Here is a 20222-nt window from a genome sequence, read left to right as displayed (position 1 = left end):
CCCCGTGGCACCACCTCATCCTTAACCGTTTGAGAGTTAGCATTATGAAAGAATTGAAAATAGCGACAAGCGCCAGCCTGGTCGCCACGATTGAAACGCTGCGCCAGATTGTCCGCATTGAACAGACGGACTATACCGATGTGGCCGCGGTGGTCGTGTCGGTTGATGACGTTAACGCCGGTATTTTGGCGCAGTTGAAAGCCACCGGATTCGAGATCCCAACGTTTGTTGCTGTTGAAGGGGATGAACACCTTTCCCCGGACTACCTGCCGTTTATTACCGGCGTTTTTGCCCTGGCCGGCGCCAGCAAGGCGTTCTATATGGCGCAACTGGAAGCCGCTGCGGACACCTACGAGCAGGCGCTGCTGCCGCCGTTTTTCAAAACGCTGAAGACCTATGTGGAAATGGAAAACTCCACTTTTGCCTGCCCGGGGCATCAGGGCGGGGAGTTTTTCCGCAAGCACCCGGCCGGCCGGAAGTTTTTCGAGTTCTACGGCGAAACGCTTTTCCGTTCCGACATGTGCAACGCCGACGTCAAGTTGGGCGACCTGCTGATCCACGAAGGTTCGGCCAAGGATGCGCAAAAGCATGCGGCGCGGGTCTTCAACGCCGATAAAACCTATTTCGTGCTTAACGGCACTTCGGCGGCCAACAAGGTGGTGACCAATGCGCTGCTGACCCGCGGCGATCTGGTGCTGTTCGATCGCAACAACCATAAATCCAACCACCACGGCGCGCTGATCCAGGCCGGGGCGACGCCGGTGTATCTGGAAACCGCGCGCAACCCGTTTGGCTTTATCGGCGGTATCGATTCGCGTTGTTTTGACGAGCGCTATCTGCGTGAGCAAATCCGTGAGGTGGCGCCGGAGAAGGCCAATGCGGCGCGGCCGTTCCGCCTGGCGATCATTCAGCTCGGTACTTACGATGGCACTATCTATAATGCGCGCCAGGTGATAGACACCATCGGCCACCTGTGCGATTACATCCTGTTTGACTCCGCCTGGGTGGGTTACGAAGGCTTTATCCCGATGCTGAAAGAGTGCTCGCCGCTGCTGCTGGAGCTCGATGAACTCGATCCGGGTATTTTCGTCACCCAGTCGGTGCATAAGCAGCAGGCCGGTTTCTCGCAGACCTCGCAGATCCACAAGAAAGACGATCACATCAAGGGCCAAAAGCGCCACTGTAACCACAAGCACCTTAACAATGCTTTCATGTTGCACGCCTCGACCAGCCCGTTCTACCCGTTGTTCGCCGCGCTGGACGTTAACGCCAAGATGCATGCCGGGGCCGCCGGCCGTCGCATGTGGATGGACTGCGTAAAGCTCGGCATCGAGACGCGCAAGCAACTGCTGGAACGCTGTTCGCAGCTGCGGCCGTTTATTCCTTTGCAGGTGGCGGGCAAGGCCTGGCAGGATTACGATACTGACCTGATCGCCAACGATGCCCGTTTCTTCAACTTTGTGCCGGGCGAGACATGGCACGGTTTCGAAGGCTATGCGCAGGACCAATATCTGGTCGATCCGTGCAAGCTGCTGCTGACCACGCCGGGCATCGACGCGGCCACCGGCCAATATACCGAGTTCGGCGTGCCGGCCACCATTCTGGCCAACTTCCTGCGCGAGAACGGCATAGTGCCGGAGAAATGCGATCTTAACTCGATCCTGTTCCTGCTGACCCCGGCGGAAAATCCGGCCAAGATGGAGCACCTGGTCGATATGCTGGTGCAGTTCGAACGCTACGTGGAAGAAGACGCGCCGCTGAGCGAAGTATTGCCGACGGTGTACCGCAAGAACGAGCAGCGCTACCGCGGCTATACCATCCGCCAGCTTTGCCAGGAAATGCACGATCTGTACGTCAGCTTCGACGTTAAGCAACTGCAAAAAGAGATGTTCCGCAAGAACCATTTCCCGCAGGTGGTGATGAACCCGCAGGACACCAACGTGGAGTTTATTCGCGACAACGTCGAGCTGGTGCCGATCGGCCAGGCCGAAGGGCGCATTGCGGCGGAAGGCGCGTTGCCGTACCCGCCGGGCGTGCTGTGCGTGGTACCGGGGGAAGTGTGGGGCGGAGCGGTGCAGCGTTACTTCCTGGCGCTGGAAGACGGCATCAATCGTCTGCCGGGCTTCTCACCGGAGCTGCAGGGCGTGTATATCGAGAAAAAGGATCACGGCTGGAAACGCATTTTCGGCTATATGATCAAGCAATAAACAACAAGGGCCGGTTTGCACCGGCCCTTTTCATTGATAACAACCTCACCGCACGTTACTTCCTGCGATAACTCTTCTGCGCGTTGTTCACCTTCACCAGATAGCGGCGTGATTCGCTGGCCGGGTGTTTGGTGGTCAGCGTCTGGTAAATGTCACCCGGCTGCATGCCGTTGATGATACTCACCGCACGGGTTCTGTCGCTGGAGAATACCCGCAACACGCTGCCTGCGCCGCCGTTATAGGCGGTGATCACCGCATAGCGGCGCGAGGTCGGGTTCTGAATGCCGCCCAGGTAGTTGTTTTGCAGGATCGCCAGATAAGCGGTACCGGTGTCGATGTTGTTCTCCGGATCGAACAGGTAACTGCGGCTTGGCGTGCCCCATTTCCCGCGCATCTGGAACACGTCTTTACCGGCGGTATGCTGCACAACCTGCATCAGACCAAGCGCATCCGAACCGCTTACCGCATACGGGTTAAAGCTGGATTCGGTTTGCATGATCGCCAGGATCAGCGACTCTTCCACACCGTATTTCTCCGACGCCTTGCGTACCATCGGCAGGTATTTGTGCGCACGCTGATCCAGGTGGTTTGGTACCAGCTGAATGGTGACCGAGTAAATCACGTGCAGGCCGGAGGTGCGTTTTTGCAGCTTGGTTTGCAGCAGATAGTCGGCAAAGTGCGCCGCACGCCATTCCCAACGGATCGGCGCGCCTTTGTTATCCAGCACCTGGCCGTACAGGAACGGCTCTTTACTGATCTGGATATCGTTGACGTCGGAATAGAGATCGATTGAACCCGGGTCGTCCCCCATCAGCAGGGTGCTGATGATAGCCTGGCGCAGGTGAGCGGCAGGATCGGTGGTGGCGATGGTTTCAATGGTAATCGCGCCAGAATCAAAGTTGATGTGGCTACGGGTTTCATACTGGTCGGTATATTTAACGTAATCTTTTGGCCCGGCGATCAGAACCTCGTTCAGACCCCAGATATTCTCGATGTTGTGGGCAAATTGGCCCATCAGGATCTCGAAGCCGTTAGTGTCTTTGACCCAGGCTTCGTTGACTTCGTCGGTTTTCTTGCCGGAACAGGAAATCAGCAATGGCGCTATTACTAGCAAAGCTAAAATTTTCTTCATCTTAAAGCCGTATACGAGAAGTTTTGGAAGGGCCAGCGCCTGGCCCCAACAGCATTATTCGCTCGGTGGCGTATAGCCTTCGATATGGACGTCGTGCCCTTCGAACAGGAATTTGACCATTTCGGCTTCCAGCAGTTTGCGGTCATCCACGTTCATCATGTTCAGTTTTTTCTCGTTGATCAGCATGGTCTGCTTTTTCATCCATTCTGCCCAGGCCTCTTTCGAGATCTCGTTATAGATGCGTTTGCCGATGTCCCCTGGATAAAGTTGGAAATCCTGCCCTTCGGCATCGCGCTGCAGGAAGGTACAAAAAATGGTTCTGCTCATGCTAATTCCTCATCAATGGCGCTAGCGCCAAATAAACCCTGTTGGAGCGGGGAGTGTTTTGCCAACTGTTGCAACAGGCGGTCAACCGGCGCTGCCAGCCCGACGGCGGGCGGTTGCGCCAGGTTATACCAGAGACCGACTCCTTCATCCATACTGCCGCCGGCATCGTTCATTTCCAGCCACATTGGCACGATATCGAGATGGAAATGGCTGAAAGTATGGCGAAATGCGGTCAACTGCTCCAGGCGATTGCCTTTCAGACCGCGCTGTTGCAGCCAGAGTTCCATCTCTTCGCGTTCGCTGAACTGCGGGAAGCAAAACAGCCCGCCCCACAGCCCTACGGCCGGGCGCTGTTCCAGCCACGCCCGCTCGCCGTTTTGCAGCAATAAGAAGTAGGCGGTTTTTTCCGGCAGCGTCTGCTTCGGTTTTTTGCCGGGGTATTTTGCCCAACTGTGGTTAGCGTAAGCGATGCAGCCGGTGTTAAGGGGGCACAGCTCGCATTTGGGTTTGGAGCGGGTGCAGACCATCGCCCCCAGATCCATCATCGCCTGATTGAATTGGCCGACGCCTTTGGCCGGGGTGACGTCTTCACTGATCCGCCACAGGCGGTTCTCTACGTCTTTCTTGCCCGGCCAGCCCTCAACCGCATAGCAGCGGGCCAGCACGCGCTTCACGTTGCCGTCGAGGATCGGATAGTGTTGACCGAGCGCCAGCGACAGCACCGCACCGGCGGTTGAGCGGCCGATGCCGGGCAAAGCGGCGATTTCTTCAAAGGTTGTCGGGAACTCGCCGCCGTGCTGTGCGACAATGGTCTGCGCCGCCTTATGCAGGTTGCGCGCGCGAGCGTAGTAGCCCAGGCCGGTCCACAGGTGCAGCACTTCGTCCAGCGGCGCTTCTGCCAAGGCGCGTACGTTGGGAAAGCGCGCCATAAAACGCTGAAAATAAGGAATAACGGTGGCAACCTGAGTTTGTTGCAACATGACCTCGGAGAGCCATACTTGATAGGCGGTCTTATCAAGCTGCCACGGCAGGGTTTTACGACCGTAACGCTGGTACCAGTCAAGCACTACCTGTGCGAACTGTTGTGCTTGCATCATAAGCAGATTCGATATCCGGCAGAAAATGAAGCGAGATTGCAGCATAGAGTCATGTTGCTGTAAACCGGAACTTTCCGACGTCGCACGGCAGGTATCAAGATGAACACTTGCTAAACCAAGGTATCTTTGCATAATGCGCGTTTCCCTAATTGGCAGCCAAACAGACAGAAAGCACTATGATTAATGACGTCATCTCCCCGGAATTTGATGAGAACGGCCGCGCGATGCGCCGTATCCGCAGTTTTGTCCGCCGCCAGGGGCGGTTGACCAAAGGCCAGCAGCACGCGCTGGACAACTATTGGCCGGTGATGGGCGTGGAGTATCAGGCTGAACCTGTCGATATCGCCGCACTGTTCGGGCGCGAAGCGCCGACCGTGCTGGAGATCGGTTTTGGCATGGGCGCCTCGCTGGTGACCATGGCGAGCAACAATCCGCAGCAGAACTTCCTGGGGATTGAGGTGCATTCGCCAGGCGTGGGCGCTTGCCTGGCGGACGCCACCGAAGCGGAATTGAGCAACCTGCGCGTGATGTGTCACGATGCGGTTGAGGTGCTGGAGAATATGATCCCGGACGGATCGCTGGACATGGTGCAGCTGTTTTTCCCCGATCCGTGGCACAAAGCGCGCCACAACAAACGCCGCATCGTACAGACGCCGTTTGTTGAACTGGTGCGACGCAAACTGAAAGTCGGCGGCGTATTCCATATGGCCACCGACTGGCAACCTTATGCAGAACATATGTTAGAGGTTATGAACGGGATCTCAGGCTACCGTAATCTTTCCAGCGATAATGATTACGTGCCGCGTCCGGATTCACGCCCGCTGACAAAATTTGAATTACGCGGCCAGCGTCTGGGACATGGCGTTTGGGATTTGATGTTTGAGAGGAAAGAATAATGGCTAAGAACCGCAGTCGTCGTTTACGTAAAAAGTTACACATTGAAGAGTTTCAGGAGCTGGGTTTCTCCGTAGCATGGCGTTTTGCCGAAGGCACCGCGGTTGAGGATATCGACAGCACGCTGGACGCTTTCATCGACGAAATGATTGAGCCGAATGGCCTGGCGTTTGACGGCAGCGGCTATCTGCAGTGGGAAGGGTTAATCTGCCTGCAAACCATCGGTCATTGTACCGACGAACAGCGTGAACTGGTCAAAAAATGGCTGGAAGCGCGCAAGCTGTCTGACGTTAAGGTCAGCGATCTGTTCGATATCTGGTGGGATTGATTTTACCGGCCTGATGAGTGCGGCATCGCGCCGTGCTATTCATTGATTTAAGGTGCCTTAACGGCGCCTTAGACTGTGGACAACCCGCCGAAAAACGTGGTTTTCGGTGGGTTGGGGGTAAAACAGAAAATCTGATTCTTTGTTTTTATTGGCACTCATAGCACTGCTTTTAACTACAGAGGACTTTTTCAGCATTCTCAGGTGCCTTTACGGCACCTTTGTTTTGTCCGGAGTGTGACCGAGGTGGTAACGACATTGGATAACGCGTTGCTGGATGACATCCTGCAACAGGTGCGCCCGCTGATTGGCAAAGGGAAAGTGGCGGACTATATACCGGCGCTGGCGGAAGTGGCCGCCGACCGTCTGGCGATCGCCGTTTGCACCGTCGACGGCGAGATGTTCCAGGCCGGGGACGCCACGGAACGTTTTTCTATTCAGTCTATTTCCAAGGTGCTGAGCCTGACGCTGGCGCTGACGCGCTACCAGGAACACGAGATCTGGCAACGGGTCGGCAAAGAGCCTTCCGGCTTGCCGTTCAACTCGCTGTTGCAGTTGGAAATGGAACAGGGCAAGCCGCGTAATCCGTTTATCAACCCCGGCGCGCTGGTGGTGTGCGACATGCTGCAAACCCGGCTCAGCGCCCCTAAACAGCGGATGCTGGAAGTGGTGCGGCAACTGACCGGCGAAGACGATCTGGCCTATGATTCCCGCGTGGCGCGCTCCGAGTTCGAACACTCCGATCGCAACGCGGCGATAGCCTATTTGATGAAGTCGTTCGGCAACTTCGAAAACGACGTGCTCACCGTTTTGCAAACCTATTTCCACTACTGCGCGCTGCGCATGAGCTGCGTGGAGCTGGCGCGCAGCTTTGCCTATCTGGCCAATCACGGGCGTGACCTCAGTGGGCGGGAAGTGATAAGCCCGCTGCAAGCCCGCCAGATCAACGCGCTGATGATGACCTGCGGCATGTACGACGGCGCAGGGGAGTTTGCTTATCGGGTGGGCTTGCCGGGCAAATCCGGCGTAGGCGGCGGCATTGTCGCTATCGTGCCCGATGAGCTGTCGATCGCCGTCTGGTCGCCGGAGCTGGATGCATCCGGTAACTCCCTGGCGGGAACTGCGGTGCTGGAACTGTTGTCTCAACGGATTAGCCGTTCGATTTTTTAATCCCACCACGGAAGGGAGTCAGGAGAAAATATGTTAAAGAAAACCGGGTTAGCCTTACTGTTGTTGACCGCTTCACAGGCGCATGCCGAATATCAGTGCAGCGTTAAACCTCAGGACGACGTGGTCATCAGCCCGCAAAACGTGCAGGTGACCGGCGCCAGCGGCAATCTGCAGATTTCGGCGGATGGCGATGTCACCCGTAACGGCCAGGCGCTGAGCCTCAACGATAGCCAGCGTCAGAAAGCGTTCAGTTACCAGAGTGCGCTACGCAAAGAACTGCCGTGGATCGACAAGGGCGCGCAGCAGCATCTGGAAAAAGCGCGGGTGGCGCTGGACAAGGTGATCGTGAAGGAACTGGGTAGCGACAGCAATGTGCGCAACCGCCTGACCACGCTGAACGACCAGCTTAAGCAGCAGATGAACCGCATTATCGAACACCGCAGCGACGGCCTGGCCTTCCACCACAAGGCGATCGACCAGGTTGAGCAGGATGGCCGCAATCTCGTGCAGCAAAGCATGGGCGGCGTGTTGCAAGACAGCCTGAACGAGATGGGCGTCAAGCAGGCCGCCAGCAGCGGCGGTAATCCGTTGCAGGCGATTATGGGCAACCTGGGTGGCCTGCAGAAGGCGATTCAGAACGAATGGAACAACCAGGAGCAGGATTTCCAGAACTTTGGTCACGACGTCTGCAACCGCGTTACCGGCCTGGAAACCCAGCGTAAAGACCTGCTTAACGCGTTGAAGTAACGCTAAATCAGGGGAGTAGCATATTTTGACCTGCGGATTGTTATCTGACAGACTGGTTAAACTATGTACTGATTCATGGGTGTTTACGGAGAACGCTATGGGCCATACTCGCTACGAAACTGATGTTGTCGCCTGGGCAAATGAACAGGCAGCTCTTTTGCGCTCCGGAAAATTGTCTGAGATCGATATTGAAAAGATCGCCGAGGAGATTGAGGACGTGGGGAAGAGCGAGCAAAGGGAACTTGCAAGCCGCATGACGGTGCTGATTGCACACCTGCTAAAATGGAAGTATCAGCCGGCGCGGCGCGGAAGCAGTTGGGAAAAAACCATTAAAGCGCAACGGAAAGAGGTGCTTTACAGTTTGAAGGAATCGCCGAGTTTAAAAGGTAAACTCGGTGATGCAGATTGGCTGGATGTGATTTGGTCAAAAGCGGTAGCGCTTGCCACCACGGAAACCGGATTGGACGTTTTCCCCGAAAGCGCCATTTGGGATACCCAGCAGGCACTTTCACAAGAATTTTTCCCAGACTAGAATCAATAAAAAAAGCGCTGATAATTCAGCGCTTTTTGTTTATTCATCCGCCAGGAACAGCTCCAGCAGCGAGTTAAGGAACAGTTTGCCTTTTTCGGTGATCTGCCAGTATTCCGCCGTTTCCTCCAGATAGCCTTTCTCCAGCGCCTCATCCAACTGTGGGCGAATCACGCTTTCGTCCAGCCCGGTGTAGTTGGCGAAATCGGCACGCGGTGCGGCCTCCAGCAGGCGGAAGCGGTTCATAAAGAACTCGAACGGCCGATCTGCCGTCGTCACCTCATGCTGCTTGTCCATGTACTTGCCCTGCATAAAACCGCGCGGATGCTTGGTTTTTGCGGTGCGCAGAATGCGGCCGTCGCTGAAGGTCAGCTTGCCGTGCGCGCCGCAGCCAATCCCCAGGTAGTCGCCGAAGCGCCAGTAGTTGAGGTTGTGTCGGCATTGGTAACCCGGTTTGGCGTAGGCCGAGGTTTCATACTGCCGGTAGCCGGCGGCGCTCAGCAGTTGGTGGCCGCGTTCGAAGATGTCCCACAGCGCATCGTCGTCCGGCAGCACCGGCGGCCGCGAGCTGAACAGGGTGTTTGGCTCGATGGTCAGTTGATACCACGACAGGTGCGGCGGGTTCAGGGCGATCGCCTGGCGCAGATCGTCCAGCGCCTCTTCCAGCGACTGGTCCGGCAAGCCGTGCATCAGATCGAGGTTAAAGCTGCGCAGGCCGAGAGCGGTGGCCAGGTGTGCCGCACGCTTGGCCTCTTCCGGGCCGTGAATGCGCCCCAGACGGGTTAATTTCTCTGCGCTGAAGCTTTGCACGCCGATCGAGATGCGGTTCACACCGGCGCGCTGGTAGCCGCTGAAGCGATCGGCCTCCACGGTACCGGGGTTGGCCTCCATGGTGATCTCTGCGTCATCGGCGACGCGAATACGCGCCCGCACGCCATCGAGCAGCGATTGCATCGCCTCGGCACTCAGCAGGCTGGGGGTACCGCCGCCGATAAAAATGGTGCTGATCTCCCGGCCGCCTGCCAGCGGCAGATCGGCATCCAGATCGGCCAGCAGGTGATCGACGTATTCCTGATGCGGCACTTCACCCTTCAACGCATGCGAGTTGAAGTCGCAGTACGGACACTTCTGTACGCACCACGGGATATGAATGTACAAACTCAGCGGGGGCAGCTTAAGCATTGCGCATGGCTTCCAGCATCAGCTTCAGCGCCTTACCGCGGTGTGACACCGCGCTCTTCTCGTCGCGGCTCAGTTCGGCGGCGGTGCGGCCCAACTCCGGGACGTAGAAGACAGGATCGTAACCGAAACCACCGGCACCGGCGGATTCAAAGGTGATTTCACCCGCCCAGCTGCCGTGGAACACCAGCGGCGTCGGGTCTTCTGCATGGCGCATGTACACCAGCACGCAGTGGAATTGTGCGCCGCGGCTGCCTTGCGGCACGTCTTTCAGCGCCACCAGCAGCTTGTCGAGGTTTTGCTGGTCAGAGGCGTCTACGCCGGCGTAGCGCGCAGAGTAGATGCCAGGTGCGCCGCCCAGGGCGTCCACTGCCAGGCCGGAATCATCGGCGATCGCCGGCAGGCCGGTGATTTGCGCCGCGTGACGGGCTTTCAGGATGGCGTTTTCGATAAACGTCAGGCCGGTTTCCTCGGCGGAATCCACGCCCAGCTCGGTTTGTGCGACCACGTTCAGACCGAAATCGGCCAGCAGGTCGGCGAGTTCACGCACTTTTCCCGGGTTACCGGTGGCAAGAACGACTTTTTGCATGATGACTACCTTGAACATTATTCGATAAGCGCCGCGACCACGGCGGGGATCTGTTGCGGATTAACGATGCGTAACTGTTTATGCCGCCCCAGCTCGCCTTTCTCGATGGTGACGTTGCTTTTCGCCACTTTAAACTGCTTGGCGAAAAACTTGATCAGATGGGCGTTGGCCTGGCCGTCAACCGGCGGAGCGGTAATGGCGACTTTAAGTTCGTCGCCATGCAAACCGATAATCTGGTCGCGGCTGGCTTTCGGCTGAATATATAGCCTGATCGCCAGCCCGTCCAGCACGGGGGTGACTGCACTCACAGCAGGAACCAGATCTCACCGAACAAATCCATACCCAGGTAGTTGATCAGATACAGGATCAGGATCACCACCATCGCTGAAAAATCGATGCCGCCCATGGCGGGAAGAATGCGACGGATCGGGGCCATCAGGGGTTCGGTCAACTGATACATCACATAGTCAATCGGGCTGCGGCCCTGGCTGATCCAGCTCATCAGGGCGCGGATAATCATCACCCAGAAGATCAGATAACCCGCCGACTTGACCAGCGAAATCAGGCCAAACAGCAGGTTATACGGGCTGAGCGACATTGCGCCGCCCTGAATCAGCAGCAGCAGCGGGTACTTGATGGTCATCAGCAGGAACGCCAACAACAGCGAAGCGCTGTCGACAGGCCCCAGCGACGGGATGATGCGACGCAGCGGGCCGACCACCGGTTGGGTGATCTTCACCACGAACTGGGCGAACGGGTTATAAAAGTCGGTACGCGTCCACTGCATCCAAATGCGTAGCAGCAGCACCATAACGTAAAGATCAATAACGGTTTTGACCAAAAAAGTCAGCGTTAGCATGAAAGGGTCCTTCTCCTTAACTCTCGGTTATTTAAAATGATTTTTCCATTTCCTGCGCACGGGAAACCGCCGCGCGCATGGCTTTGGCCACGGTCTCCGGCAGTTGCTGCTCGTTGAATACCCGCAGCGCTTCGGCGGTGGTGCCGCCTTTGGAGGTGACCTGCTCGCGCAGGGTCGATAATGGCGTGTCCGGATTGGCTTCCACCAACGCGGCGGCGCCGGAAGCGGCCTGTTGCACCAGCTCGCGTGCGGTTTGGCTGTCGAAGCCCATGCGCTCGGCTTCTTGCTGCATGGCTTCCATAAACAGGAAGAAGTAGGCCGGTGCGCTGCCTGCGGCGGCGATGACGCCGTTGATGCCGTTTTCGTCATCCACCCAGCAAACCTTGCCGACGGAGGCCATCAACTCGCCGGTGTAGTCGCGATCCTGCTGGCTGACCTGTTGCGGCGCGTACAGGCCGCTCATGCCTTTGCCAACCAGAGACGGGGTATTGGGCATAATGCGCACGATGCTCAGCTTGTCGCTCAACAGTTGGTAAAAACGGCTGACCTGAATGCCGGCGGCGATCGACAGCACCAGCTTGCCGGAGAAATCGACCTGTTGCAGCGGCTGACAGACGTCGGCCATCATTTGCGGTTTTACCGCCAGCACCACGACCTCGGCCTCGCGTGCGCAGGCCAGATTGTCGCCGCTGCTGACGATGCCGTAGTCCGCCGCCAACGCATCGCGGTTTTTAGCCGAAGGCGCACAGACGCTGATGAGTTTAGCCGGGTATCCGCCCGCCACCAGGCCGGCGATAATCGCACGCGCCATGTTGCCGGCGCCAATAAAGGTAATCTTACGATGTTGCATCAAAATCCCTCGTTATATGTGTATACCCGTCGTCTTTCAAGCTGCAGCGTTGTTACCTGCACTCGCTCACCCCAGTTACTTACTCAAGTAAGCGCCTGGGGATGAGCGAGCTGGGCGCCTAGCTGCAACTTGAAAGCCATAGGGTATGTTAATTCGGTGAATAATCACGAGCGCCAAAAATTGCGGTGCCGATACGCACCAGGGTGCTGCCTGCGGCAATCGCCGCCGCCATATCATCCGTCATGCCCATCGACAGGGTATCCACTTGCGGATAATGCTGTTGCAGGGCCAGGAAGGCGTCGCTCATCTGGCCGAAGACCGCCAACTGGCGTTGGTAGTCTTCTTCTGGAGCGGGAATCGCCATCAGCCCGCGCAACCTAAGGTTCGGCAGCGCGGCTACCGCCTCCGCCAGCGCCGGTAATTCAGCCAGTACAATGCCAGATTTACTCTGTTCATCGCTGATATTAATTTGGATCAGAACGTTAAGCGGCGGCATGTCAGCCGGGCGTTGATCGCTGAGCCGTTGGGCGATGCGCAGCCGATCCACCGTGTGGCACCAGGCGAAGTGCTCCGCCACCAGCCGGCTTTTATTGGATTGCAGCGGGCCGATAAAGTGCCAATCCAGCGTTGCGCCTTCCGGCTGCGTGGCGAAATGCTGAACTTTATCCACGCCTTCCTGCACGTAATTCTCGCCAAAGGCACGCTGGCCGGCCGCGATGGCTTCTGCGATCGCCGCCACAGGTTTGGTTTTGCTGACTGCAAGCAGAGTGATTTCTTCTGGAGCGCGTGCGCAACCTTGAGCGGCTGCCGCGATGCGGCTTCTGACATCCTGCAGATTCTGTTGGATAGTGCTCATTATTGACCCAGGAGATTGATATGGATATCGACGAATTCGTGGCCCTTAGTGTAAAGCATAATGCTTCCGATCTGCACCTTTGTGCGGGCCATCAACCCATGTTGCGCATTGATGGTGAACTGCAACCGCTGGAAGGGGCGGAAATACTGACTCAGGAGCGAATGCACCAGCTGTGCGGCACGCTGCTGCAACCGCCGCAGCGACAGCTTTTGCAGCAGCATGGGCAGCTCGATCTGGCGTTGACGTTGGCGGGCGATATCCGGCTGCGCGCCAATTTCTTTTTGCAAAGCCTGGGGATATCCATCGCGCTGCGGTTGATCGCCGGCCACTGCCCGACGCTGGCGACGTTAGCGGTGCCGGGTATTGTCCCCGCGCTGCTGCGGCGTGAGGATGGCCTGATATTGGTCACCGGCGCGACCGGCAGCGGTAAATCCACCACGCTGGCGGCGATGATTGACGACATCAATCAGCATCAACGCCGGCATGTCATCACGCTGGAAGACCCGATCGAATTTATGCACCATAGCCGGAAGTCGTTGATTCAACAGCGCGAACTGGGCCGTGATAGCCACAGTTTTGACGAAGCGCTACGCGCCGCGCTGCGTGAAGATCCGGATGTGATCCTGTTGGGAGAACTGCGTGATACCACCACCATTCGTTTGGCGCTCACTGCGGCGGAAACCGGCCATTTGGTGCTGGCGACGCTGCACACCCGCAGCGCGCCGCAGGCGGTGGATCGTTTGGTAGACGTTTTCCCGGCGGAAGAAAAGCCTTATGTGCGCGCACAGCTGGCTGCCAGCCTGCAGGCGGTGATTGCGCAAAAGCTGCTAAGCAGGCCCGGCGGCGGGCGAGTGGCGATCTTCGAGGTGCTGACGGCAACGGCGGCGGTCAGCAGCATGATCCGCGAAGGCAAAACCCATCAGCTTGCCAGCGTGCTGCAAACCGGCGCGCAGTCCGGCATGCAGACCTTTGAACAGGGATTGCAGCAACGGATCGACGCCGGTTTGTTGGGGGGAGAAGAAGCGTGACGGGCCGGTCAGCCCAGTTGCCGTTCGAACCAGCTTTCCAGGATGACCACCGCAGAGGCGGAGTCTACGCTGCCTTTGTCCAGAGCGCGGAAACCGCCGCGATCGAACAGATTGGCGCGTGCTTCGACGGTGCTGAGGCGTTCGTCATGCAGCGCGACCTGCACGCCAAAGCGGCCATGCAGACGGTTGGCGAACTTGCGTGCCTGGTCGGTCACCAACTGCTCGGTGCCATCCATATTCAACGGCAGGCCGACCACCACCAGATCCGGCTGCCACTCTTTCAGCAGCTTTTCGATCTTTTGCCAGTCCGGTGATCCGTCCTGCGCTTTGAACGCCGCCAACGCGCGGGCGCTGCCGGTGAGTTCTTGACCTATGGCCGCGCCGATACTTTTGGTGCCGAAGTCGAAGGCGATAATGGTGCGGTTGGTCATCAGGCGTGTCCTGCGTGGTTGGCAATGCTGCGGATATCAATACCAAGAAGGTTGGCTGCCTCGCGCCAGCGGCTGGCGATCGGCGTATGGAACAGAATGTCGGTATCGGCTTCGATGGTCAGCCAGGCGTTTTCCAGTACTTCCTGTTCCAACTGGCCTTTTTCCCAGCCGGCATAGCCGAGCGCCACCAGCACGTCATCCGGCTGCTCCGGAGTACCCAGCGTTTCCAACACGTCTTTTGACGTGGTGATCATGGTATCCGGCGAAATCTGGATGCTGGAGCCGAAGCCACTGCGTGGCGTATGCAGGATAAAACCGCGATCGTCCGCCAATGGGCCACCGGCGAATACCGGCCTATCCAGGCTGATGGCCGGATTGCGGGCAGGCGGCATGATCTTCAGCTTGCTCAGCACCGTTTCCACCGTGAACTGTTCCACCGGCTTGTTGATCACCAGGCCCATGGCGCCCTCTTCATTGTGCTCGCAGACATAAATCACCGAGCGTTTGAAGCGAGGATCCTGAAGAGATGGCATGGCGATAAGAAAATGGTGCTGTAAATTCATGGCGTTATTTAAGGTAATTGAGTGGTGATAAGTTAAACAGCCGCCAGTATGCGGCTATACCCGTCACCTTTCAAGCCGCAGCGTTGTTGGCTGCACGCGCCTTGTAAGGTCAGGACTGCGGGCGACAGCGCCGCCCGCATGGCGGATTACTTCGTTGCCAGACGCTTTTCGATCGCGTCCATCAGCATGCCGGTGATGGAAACCGGGAAGGCCGCTTCGATTTCGCGCGCACAGGTTGGGCTGGTGACGTTGATCTCGGTCAGACGATCGCCGATCACGTCCAGGCCAACGAAGATCAGGCCTTTCTCTTTCAGTGTCGGAGCCACTGCGCGGGCAATTTTCCAGTCGCTTTCGCTCAGAGGGCGCGGTTCGCCACGGCCACCGGCCGCCAGATTACCACGGGTTTCCCCCTGCGCCGGGATGCGCGCCAGGCAGTACGGCACAGGTTCGCCGTCAACCACCAGAATGCGCTTATCGCCTTCCTTGATCGCCGGCAGGAAGTTTTGCGCCATGCAGAAACGGCTGCCGTGCTCGGTTAAGGTCTCGATAATCACCGACAGGTTAGGATCGTCTTGCTTCACGCGGAAGATGGACGCGCCGCCCATGCCGTCCAGCGGTTTGAGGATGATGTCGCCGTGCTGCTGGTGGAATTTGCGGATGTGGGCTGCGCTACGGCTGACCAGGGTGTCCGGCGTCAGCTCCGGGAACCAGGCGGTGAACAGCTTTTCGTTGCAGTCACGCAGGCTCTGAGGCTTGTTGACCACCAGCGTGCCTTTCACCTCTGCGCGCTCCAGAATGTAGGTCGCGTAGATGTATTCGGTATCGAATGGCGGATCCTTGCGCATCAGAATCACGTCCAGATCCTGCAGCGCCAGATCCTGCTCGGCTCCGAAGCTGAACCAGCTTTCTTTATCTTCTTTCACGCTCAGCAAGCGGGTGCGTGCGCGCCCATCACCGGCGTGCAGATAGAGATCGTTCATCTCCATGTAATGCAGTTCCCAGCCACGGCGCTGCGCTTCGAGCAGCATGGCGAAGCTGGTGTCTTTCTTGATATTGATGGAGGCGATAGGGTCCATCACGATGCCGAGCTTAATCATTTTCTCTCCTTTAACCCAGATCGCCGAAACGTACCTGCAAAGCGGTAATTGCGGTGAGCGCTGTAGTTTCTGTACGCAGAACGCGTGGCCCCAGCAGGATATCAGTAAATCCGTAGCCGGTGGTCATCGCAATTTCGTCGGCGGATAACCCGCCTTCCGGCCCAATCAGCAGGCGGACATGGTCCACCGGCAGCGGCAGGGTATTGATGCTGTGGCTGGCGCGCGGGTGCAGGTTAAGCTTCAGACTGCCGTCCTGCTCGGCGCACCAGGCTTCCAGCTGCATGGCCTCGCGAATTTCCGGAATGCGGTTGCGGCCGCATTGTTCGCAGGCGGCGACGGCGATTTTCTGCCATTGCTGAATTTTTTTCGCCAGACGTTCGCCATCCAACTTGACGCCGCAGCGTTCGGAAAACAACGGTGTAATGACGTTAACGCCCAGCTCGATGGATTTCTGAATGGTGAACTCCATCTTCTCCCCACGGGAAATCACCTGGCCCAGGTGCAGATTGAGCGGTGATTCACGGTCTTCCAACTGGCCGGCGCCGAGTTGCACCTGCACGCTTTTCTTATCGACCCGAACGATCTCGGCGTTAAACACCCGGTTACTGCCGTCGAACAACTGCAACGTCTGGCCAGCGCTCATGCGCAGCACGCGTCCGACGTGGTTGGCGGCGTCTTCGCTCAGCGCGATTTCCGCATTGTCGATCAGCGGTTGCGGGTGATAAATGCGGGGTATACGCATGTGAATATTCGATCCTGACTAATGTGCAGTCATCAGTGCTGCAGCTTGAAAAAAAAGAGTATATACCCAAAGTAATTGAAGCTGCAGCAAGGCGGCAAGAGCGCTCATCCCGATGAGCTTACTTAAGTAAGTGATTCGGGTAAGCTCAAGCAGCCAACACCGCTGCAGTTTTAAGTACGAAGGGGATTTAGCCTTTTCGTTGCTGGCAAGCCTGCTGAATATAGTTGTTATGGTTGCCCTGAACCTTGGCGATGCGTGCTTCACGCAGACATTCCCATTGGCTGACCGGATATTGGCGGTTCCACACTTCGAACAATTGGGTTTGCTGGCGTGAAAGCCGCAGTTGATAACGGTCGCGCATATAGAAATAGGTGCGTGCGATAGCGCCACGGGCCCGCGCCGGCGGCTCAGCCTGCTTATTTTTGAAGTCCACTTTCATCGGGCATTGGCCGTACTGGCCTTCGCCGCCTTTCCACTGGCTGTACATAAAGTTATTGCGATCGCCGTTCACTTCCCCGATCGCCGGCTGCAGGTTGTGCAGATCGGTTTCGATCTGGCGGTAGGTCGCGTCTTTATTGCAGTTTTTGCGGCCGCCTTGCTGCCAGCATTGCAACTGATGGCCGAACTGCCAGGCCGGCACTACGTGTTCCCATTCAATACGCTGCGCACGCTGGGCGTTTTTACGCACCTGATAGCCGCAGCTATTGAGGTCAGGAATGCCTTTTTTACCCTGCCAGTCGATCCGGCATCCGCAGTAAAAAGAGCCGGGCGCATCCTGATTGATTTTGGCCGCCGCTGTCTTGGCCTGAGAGAAATTATTGATGCCGTGGGCGTGCGCGGCACCTGCAATGAAAACCACCATAAACAGAATTTTGCGAAGCATATTCCAAAACAGCTCGAAATTGGAAAAGCAGGCAGGGTAACGGAAGTTTATGGCAGTGGCAAATGGTGATATTTACTTGTTTTAACGTATAAATCGTTTCGTTAAAGGTTCTCGATAGCGATAAATCTCAGCTTTTCGCCGCACTGGCGACAGCGGTATTCGCTTTCACCGCGTAGCACCCGATTGTGACGGCGCACGGTGAGCTGGTGCTGCTGACAGCGGCACAGGTAGGGGAAGGTTTTGCTCTGCACCGAGGCGATTTCGAACTGGTGGGTGCGGCTGGCGGGCACCCGCAAGACGCTCTCCATCATCTGGCGCCATTCGCGGCCATGCGGCGGCACACGGCCAAACTGGCGAAACACCAACAGGTGCGCCAGCTCATGCGGCACCACTTCATCGATAAACGGCTGCTGATTTTCCATTAACAGCACCGGATTCAGCCGGATTTCCCAGGCTTGCAGCCAGGCGGTGCCCGCAGTGGTGCCGCGCTGCTGGTAAACGACTTTGGGTTCAGGAAACTCGACGGAAAAATGCTGGCGGGCCAGCTGAAGCTTTTCCCGCAGACAGCGCATTACCGCCTGTTGCAGTGCAATGGGGATTCTTACTTTGTTCATTGTGGGTAGCTTAAGCAAAGGCGCACCGGCTGGCAATAAGACGAAAAACTAATTCCGCGTTCACTCTCGGCAGGTTTTTCACCGCATTGATAACCCGATCGTCTCTGATGGATTGTAATCAATGTGTTAACTGCGGGATAATAAAGCGTGCATGCTGAGTCTGTACCCGCAGTGCTCATCGTATGAGGTTGGGAAAAAACCACCTGAAGTAATGCCTTGCTAATATAGGGGTTATTATGCGATTCAGCGCAATAACCGACTGATTAAAAATACGTAAGGTGTGGGAGGTTTTTTGCCGCAGCCTGCCCCGGGCATGCTGAGTAAGTGTGAATTTAACGCAGCTGATGTTGCAAGTGAGAGATCAATGTCGAATAAACCGTTCCATTATCAAGATCCGTTCCCGCTGAAGAAAGACGATACCGAATACTATCTGCTGAGCCGCGATCACGTTTCTGTGAGTGAGTTTGAAGGCCAGGAAATCCTGAAAGTTGCCCCCGAAGCCTTAACCCTGCTCGCCCAGCATGCTTTCCATGACGCTTCGTTTATGCTGCGTCCGGCGCACCAACAGCAGGTTGCCGATATCCTTGAGGATCCGGACGCCAGCGAAAACGATAAGTACGTTGCGCTGCAATTTCTGCGTAACTCAGAAATCGCCGCCAAGGGTATTTTGCCAACCTGCCAGGACACCGGCACCGCGATCATCATGGGGAAAAAGGGCCAGCGCGTCTGGACCGGCGGCGGCGATGAAGAAGCGCTGTCGCGCGGGGTGTACAACACCTTTATCGAAGACAACCTGCGTTATTCGCAAAACGCTGCGCTGGACATGTACAAAGAGGTCAACACCGGCAGCAACCTGCCGGCGCAGATCGATCTCTACAGTGTGGACGGTGAAGAGTACAAGTTCCTGTGCGTCGCCAAAGGCGGCGGTTCGGCCAACAAAACTTATCTGTATCAGGAAACCAAGGCGCTGCTGTCGCCGGGCAAGCTGAAAGATTACCTGGTCGATAAAATGCGCACGCTGGGCACTGCGGCCTGTCCGCCGTACCACGTGGCGTTTGTCATCGGGGGCACGTCGGCTGAAGCTACGCTGAAAACCGTCAAGCTGGCATCGACCAAGTACTACGACGGCCTGCCGACCGAAGGCAACGAACATGGTCAGGCGTTCCGTGATGTGGCGCTGGAAGAAGAGTTGCTGAAAGAAGCGCAGAACCTGGGGCTGGGCGCGCAATTTGGCGGTAAATACTTTGCGCACGATATCCGCGTGGTGCGTTTGCCGCGCCACGGCGCATCCTGCCCGGTCGGCATGGGCGTTTCCTGTTCTGCTGACCGCAACATCAAGGGAAAAATCAACCGCGACGGCATTTGGCTGGAGAAGCTGGAGCACAATCCGGGCAAATTTATCCCGCAGGAACTGCGCCAGGCCGGAGAGGGCGAGGCGATCAAGGTCGACCTCAACCGCCCGATGGCCGATATCCTCAAGCAGTTGTCGCAGTATCCGGTATCGACCCGCCTGTCGCTGAGCGGCACTATCATCGTGGGTCGCGACATCGCGCACGCCAAGCTGAAAGAGCGTCTGGATCGCGGTGAAGGTTTGCCGCAATACATTAAGGATCACCCGATTTACTACGCCGGCCCGGCCAAAACGCCGGACGGTTACGCCTCGGGTTCGTTGGGGCCGACCACCGCCGGGCGCATGGACTCTTACGTCGATCTGCTGCAATCTCACGGTGGCAGCATGATCATGCTGGCGAAGGGCAACCGCAGCCAGCAGGTGACGGATGCCTGCAACAAACATGGCGGTTTCTACCTTGGCAGCATCGGTGGCCCGGCTGCGGTTCTGGCGCAGCAAAGCATCAAGAGCCTGACCTGTGTGGAATATCCTGAACTGGGGATGGAAGCGATCTGGAAAATCGAAGTGGAAGATTTCCCGGCGTTTATTCTGGTGGACGACAAAGGCAATGACTTCTTCCAGAAGATCCAGGCCGGCCAGTGCTCGCGCTGCGTGAAATAACCCTTCAAAAACAGTTGCCGCCTGATAGGGGCGGCAACTTTCACACTGAGTTCCCTCCTGTGTAAAGTCCTGTTGCCCGCTGGACGCCTCGT

At 57.1% G+C, this 20222-nt stretch carries 23 protein-coding genes; 8 read left to right on the top strand and 15 right to left on the bottom strand.

Translation table 11 applies throughout. The features are described from left to right. Positions 1-44 precede the first annotated feature (44 nt). On the top strand, positions 45-2207 hold the full coding sequence (gene speF / locus ACUTSW_RS23035) for an ornithine decarboxylase SpeF (RefSeq protein ID WP_445585459.1): 2163 nt from the start codon (positions 45-47) through the stop codon (positions 2205-2207). A 55-nt stretch (positions 2208-2262) separates the two neighbouring features. On the opposite strand, the gene mltC is transcribed toward speF, so the two are convergent. The 3 genes from mltC to mutY are packed head-to-tail and all read right to left on the bottom strand — an operon-like array spanning position 2263 to position 4763. Then, positions 2263-3339, bottom strand: a complete 1077-nt coding sequence (mltC, locus tag ACUTSW_RS23030) for a membrane-bound lytic murein transglycosylase MltC (RefSeq protein WP_013814494.1) — start codon at positions 3337-3339, stop codon at positions 2263-2265. Positions 3340-3393: 54 nt separating this feature from the next. Further along, positions 3394-3666, bottom strand: coding sequence for an oxidative damage protection protein (locus ACUTSW_RS23025; protein ID WP_004948040.1), 273 nt, complete (start codon positions 3664-3666; stop codon positions 3394-3396). Beyond that, complete coding sequence (mutY, locus tag ACUTSW_RS23020; RefSeq protein WP_371105480.1) at positions 3663-4763, bottom strand: A/G-specific adenine glycosylase; 1101 nt, start codon at positions 4761-4763, stop codon at positions 3663-3665. Before mutY ends, ACUTSW_RS23025 begins: the two co-directional genes overlap by 4 nt. Positions 4764-4939: 176 nt before the next feature. On the opposite strand from mutY, the gene trmB reads away from it, so the two are divergent. The 5 genes from trmB to ACUTSW_RS22995 all read left to right on the top strand — a co-directional run bounded on the left by trmB (position 4940) and on the right by ACUTSW_RS22995 (position 8431). Next, the gene (gene trmB / locus ACUTSW_RS23015; RefSeq protein ID WP_004948035.1) at positions 4940-5659 is read left to right on the top strand and encodes a tRNA (guanosine(46)-N7)-methyltransferase TrmB; all 720 of its coding nucleotides are present in this window, start codon (positions 4940-4942) and stop codon (positions 5657-5659) included. Continuing rightward, the gene (locus tag ACUTSW_RS23010) at positions 5659-5985 is read left to right on the top strand and encodes a YggL family protein (RefSeq protein WP_065506525.1); all 327 of its coding nucleotides are present in this window, start codon (positions 5659-5661) and stop codon (positions 5983-5985) included. The genes trmB and ACUTSW_RS23010 overlap by 1 nt, the downstream gene beginning before the upstream one ends. A 243-nt stretch (positions 5986-6228) precedes the next feature. Further along, positions 6229-7152 (top strand): glutaminase B, encoded by a 924-nt coding sequence (gene glsB, locus ACUTSW_RS23005; RefSeq protein WP_445585458.1) that lies wholly within the window; start codon positions 6229-6231, stop codon positions 7150-7152. Positions 7153-7182: 30 nt separating this feature from the next. Beyond that, positions 7183-7899, top strand: a complete 717-nt coding sequence (locus tag ACUTSW_RS23000) for a YggN family protein (RefSeq protein ID WP_004948025.1) — start codon at positions 7183-7185, stop codon at positions 7897-7899. Positions 7900-7996: 97 nt separating this feature from the next. Further along, entirely contained in the window at positions 7997-8431 is a 435-nt protein-coding gene (locus ACUTSW_RS22995) for a DUF29 domain-containing protein (RefSeq protein WP_062792715.1), read from the top strand. Between the two features lie 39 nt (positions 8432-8470). Here ACUTSW_RS22995 and hemW read toward each other — a convergent pair whose 3' ends face one another. The 6 genes from hemW to ACUTSW_RS22965 all read right to left on the bottom strand — a co-directional run bounded on the left by hemW (position 8471) and on the right by ACUTSW_RS22965 (position 12761). Further along, the gene (gene hemW / locus ACUTSW_RS22990; protein WP_445585457.1) at positions 8471-9610 is read right to left on the bottom strand and encodes a radical SAM family heme chaperone HemW; all 1140 of its coding nucleotides are present in this window, start codon (positions 9608-9610) and stop codon (positions 8471-8473) included. Beyond that, on the bottom strand, positions 9603-10196 hold the full coding sequence (locus tag ACUTSW_RS22985) for an XTP/dITP diphosphatase (protein ID WP_062792737.1): 594 nt from the start codon (positions 10194-10196) through the stop codon (positions 9603-9605). The genes hemW and ACUTSW_RS22985 overlap by 8 nt, the downstream gene beginning before the upstream one ends. Before the next feature lie 17 nt (positions 10197-10213). Continuing rightward, complete coding sequence (yggU, locus tag ACUTSW_RS22980) at positions 10214-10504, bottom strand: DUF167 family protein YggU (RefSeq protein WP_269936125.1); 291 nt, start codon at positions 10502-10504, stop codon at positions 10214-10216. Then, positions 10501-11055 carry a YggT family protein gene (locus tag ACUTSW_RS22975; protein ID WP_004948012.1) on the bottom strand — a complete coding sequence of 185 codons (555 nt, stop codon included), beginning with the start codon at positions 11053-11055 and terminating at the stop codon, positions 10501-10503. Before ACUTSW_RS22975 ends, yggU begins: the two co-directional genes overlap by 4 nt. Positions 11056-11086: 31 nt before the next feature. Continuing rightward, a complete protein-coding gene (gene proC, locus ACUTSW_RS22970) occupies positions 11087-11905 on the bottom strand; it encodes a pyrroline-5-carboxylate reductase (protein WP_445585456.1) in 819 nt (272 codons plus the stop codon). A 148-nt stretch (positions 11906-12053) separates the two neighbouring features. Then, a complete protein-coding gene (locus ACUTSW_RS22965; protein ID WP_445585455.1) occupies positions 12054-12761 on the bottom strand; it encodes a YggS family pyridoxal phosphate-dependent enzyme in 708 nt (235 codons plus the stop codon). A gap of 20 nt (positions 12762-12781) precedes the next feature. Here ACUTSW_RS22965 and ACUTSW_RS22960 point away from each other — a divergent pair, with 20 nt between their 5' ends. Continuing rightward, on the top strand, positions 12782-13789 hold the full coding sequence (locus ACUTSW_RS22960) for a type IV pilus twitching motility protein PilT (protein ID WP_445585454.1): 1008 nt from the start codon (positions 12782-12784) through the stop codon (positions 13787-13789). An 8-nt stretch (positions 13790-13797) separates the two neighbouring features. On the opposite strand, the gene ruvX is transcribed toward ACUTSW_RS22960, so the two are convergent. The 6 genes from ruvX to ACUTSW_RS22930 form a co-directional block, all read right to left on the bottom strand. Beyond that, positions 13798-14220: a Holliday junction resolvase RuvX gene (gene ruvX, locus ACUTSW_RS22955; protein WP_062868625.1), complete on the bottom strand. Its 423-nt coding sequence runs from the start codon at positions 14218-14220 to the stop codon at positions 13798-13800. After that, entirely contained in the window at positions 14220-14783 is a 564-nt protein-coding gene (locus tag ACUTSW_RS22950; protein WP_004948000.1) for a YqgE/AlgH family protein, read from the bottom strand. The genes ruvX and ACUTSW_RS22950 overlap by 1 nt, the downstream gene beginning before the upstream one ends. A gap of 146 nt (positions 14784-14929) precedes the next feature. After that, positions 14930-15880 (bottom strand): glutathione synthase, encoded by a 951-nt coding sequence (gene gshB / locus ACUTSW_RS22945; RefSeq protein WP_445585453.1) that lies wholly within the window; start codon positions 15878-15880, stop codon positions 14930-14932. 10 nt (positions 15881-15890) lie between these two features. Next, on the bottom strand, positions 15891-16622 hold the full coding sequence (rsmE, locus tag ACUTSW_RS22940) for a 16S rRNA (uracil(1498)-N(3))-methyltransferase (RefSeq protein WP_020453960.1): 732 nt from the start codon (positions 16620-16622) through the stop codon (positions 15891-15893). A 187-nt stretch (positions 16623-16809) separates the two neighbouring features. Further along, positions 16810-17505, bottom strand: a complete 696-nt coding sequence (endA, locus tag ACUTSW_RS22935) for a deoxyribonuclease I (RefSeq protein WP_062868624.1) — start codon at positions 17503-17505, stop codon at positions 16810-16812. Positions 17506-17606: 101 nt separating this feature from the next. Next, entirely contained in the window at positions 17607-18119 is a 513-nt protein-coding gene (locus tag ACUTSW_RS22930; protein ID WP_004947987.1) for a SprT family zinc-dependent metalloprotease, read from the bottom strand. A 364-nt stretch (positions 18120-18483) separates the two neighbouring features. Between ACUTSW_RS22930 and fumA the strand changes: the two genes are divergently transcribed. Continuing rightward, on the top strand, positions 18484-20130 hold the full coding sequence (gene fumA / locus ACUTSW_RS22925; protein ID WP_445585452.1) for a class I fumarate hydratase FumA: 1647 nt from the start codon (positions 18484-18486) through the stop codon (positions 20128-20130). The last annotated feature ends 92 nt before the right edge of the window (positions 20131-20222 follow it).

The sequence above is a fragment of the Serratia sp. TSA_198.1 genome, from assembly GCF_052686505.1.
This window is presented reverse-complemented; position numbering and strand designations above follow the sequence as displayed.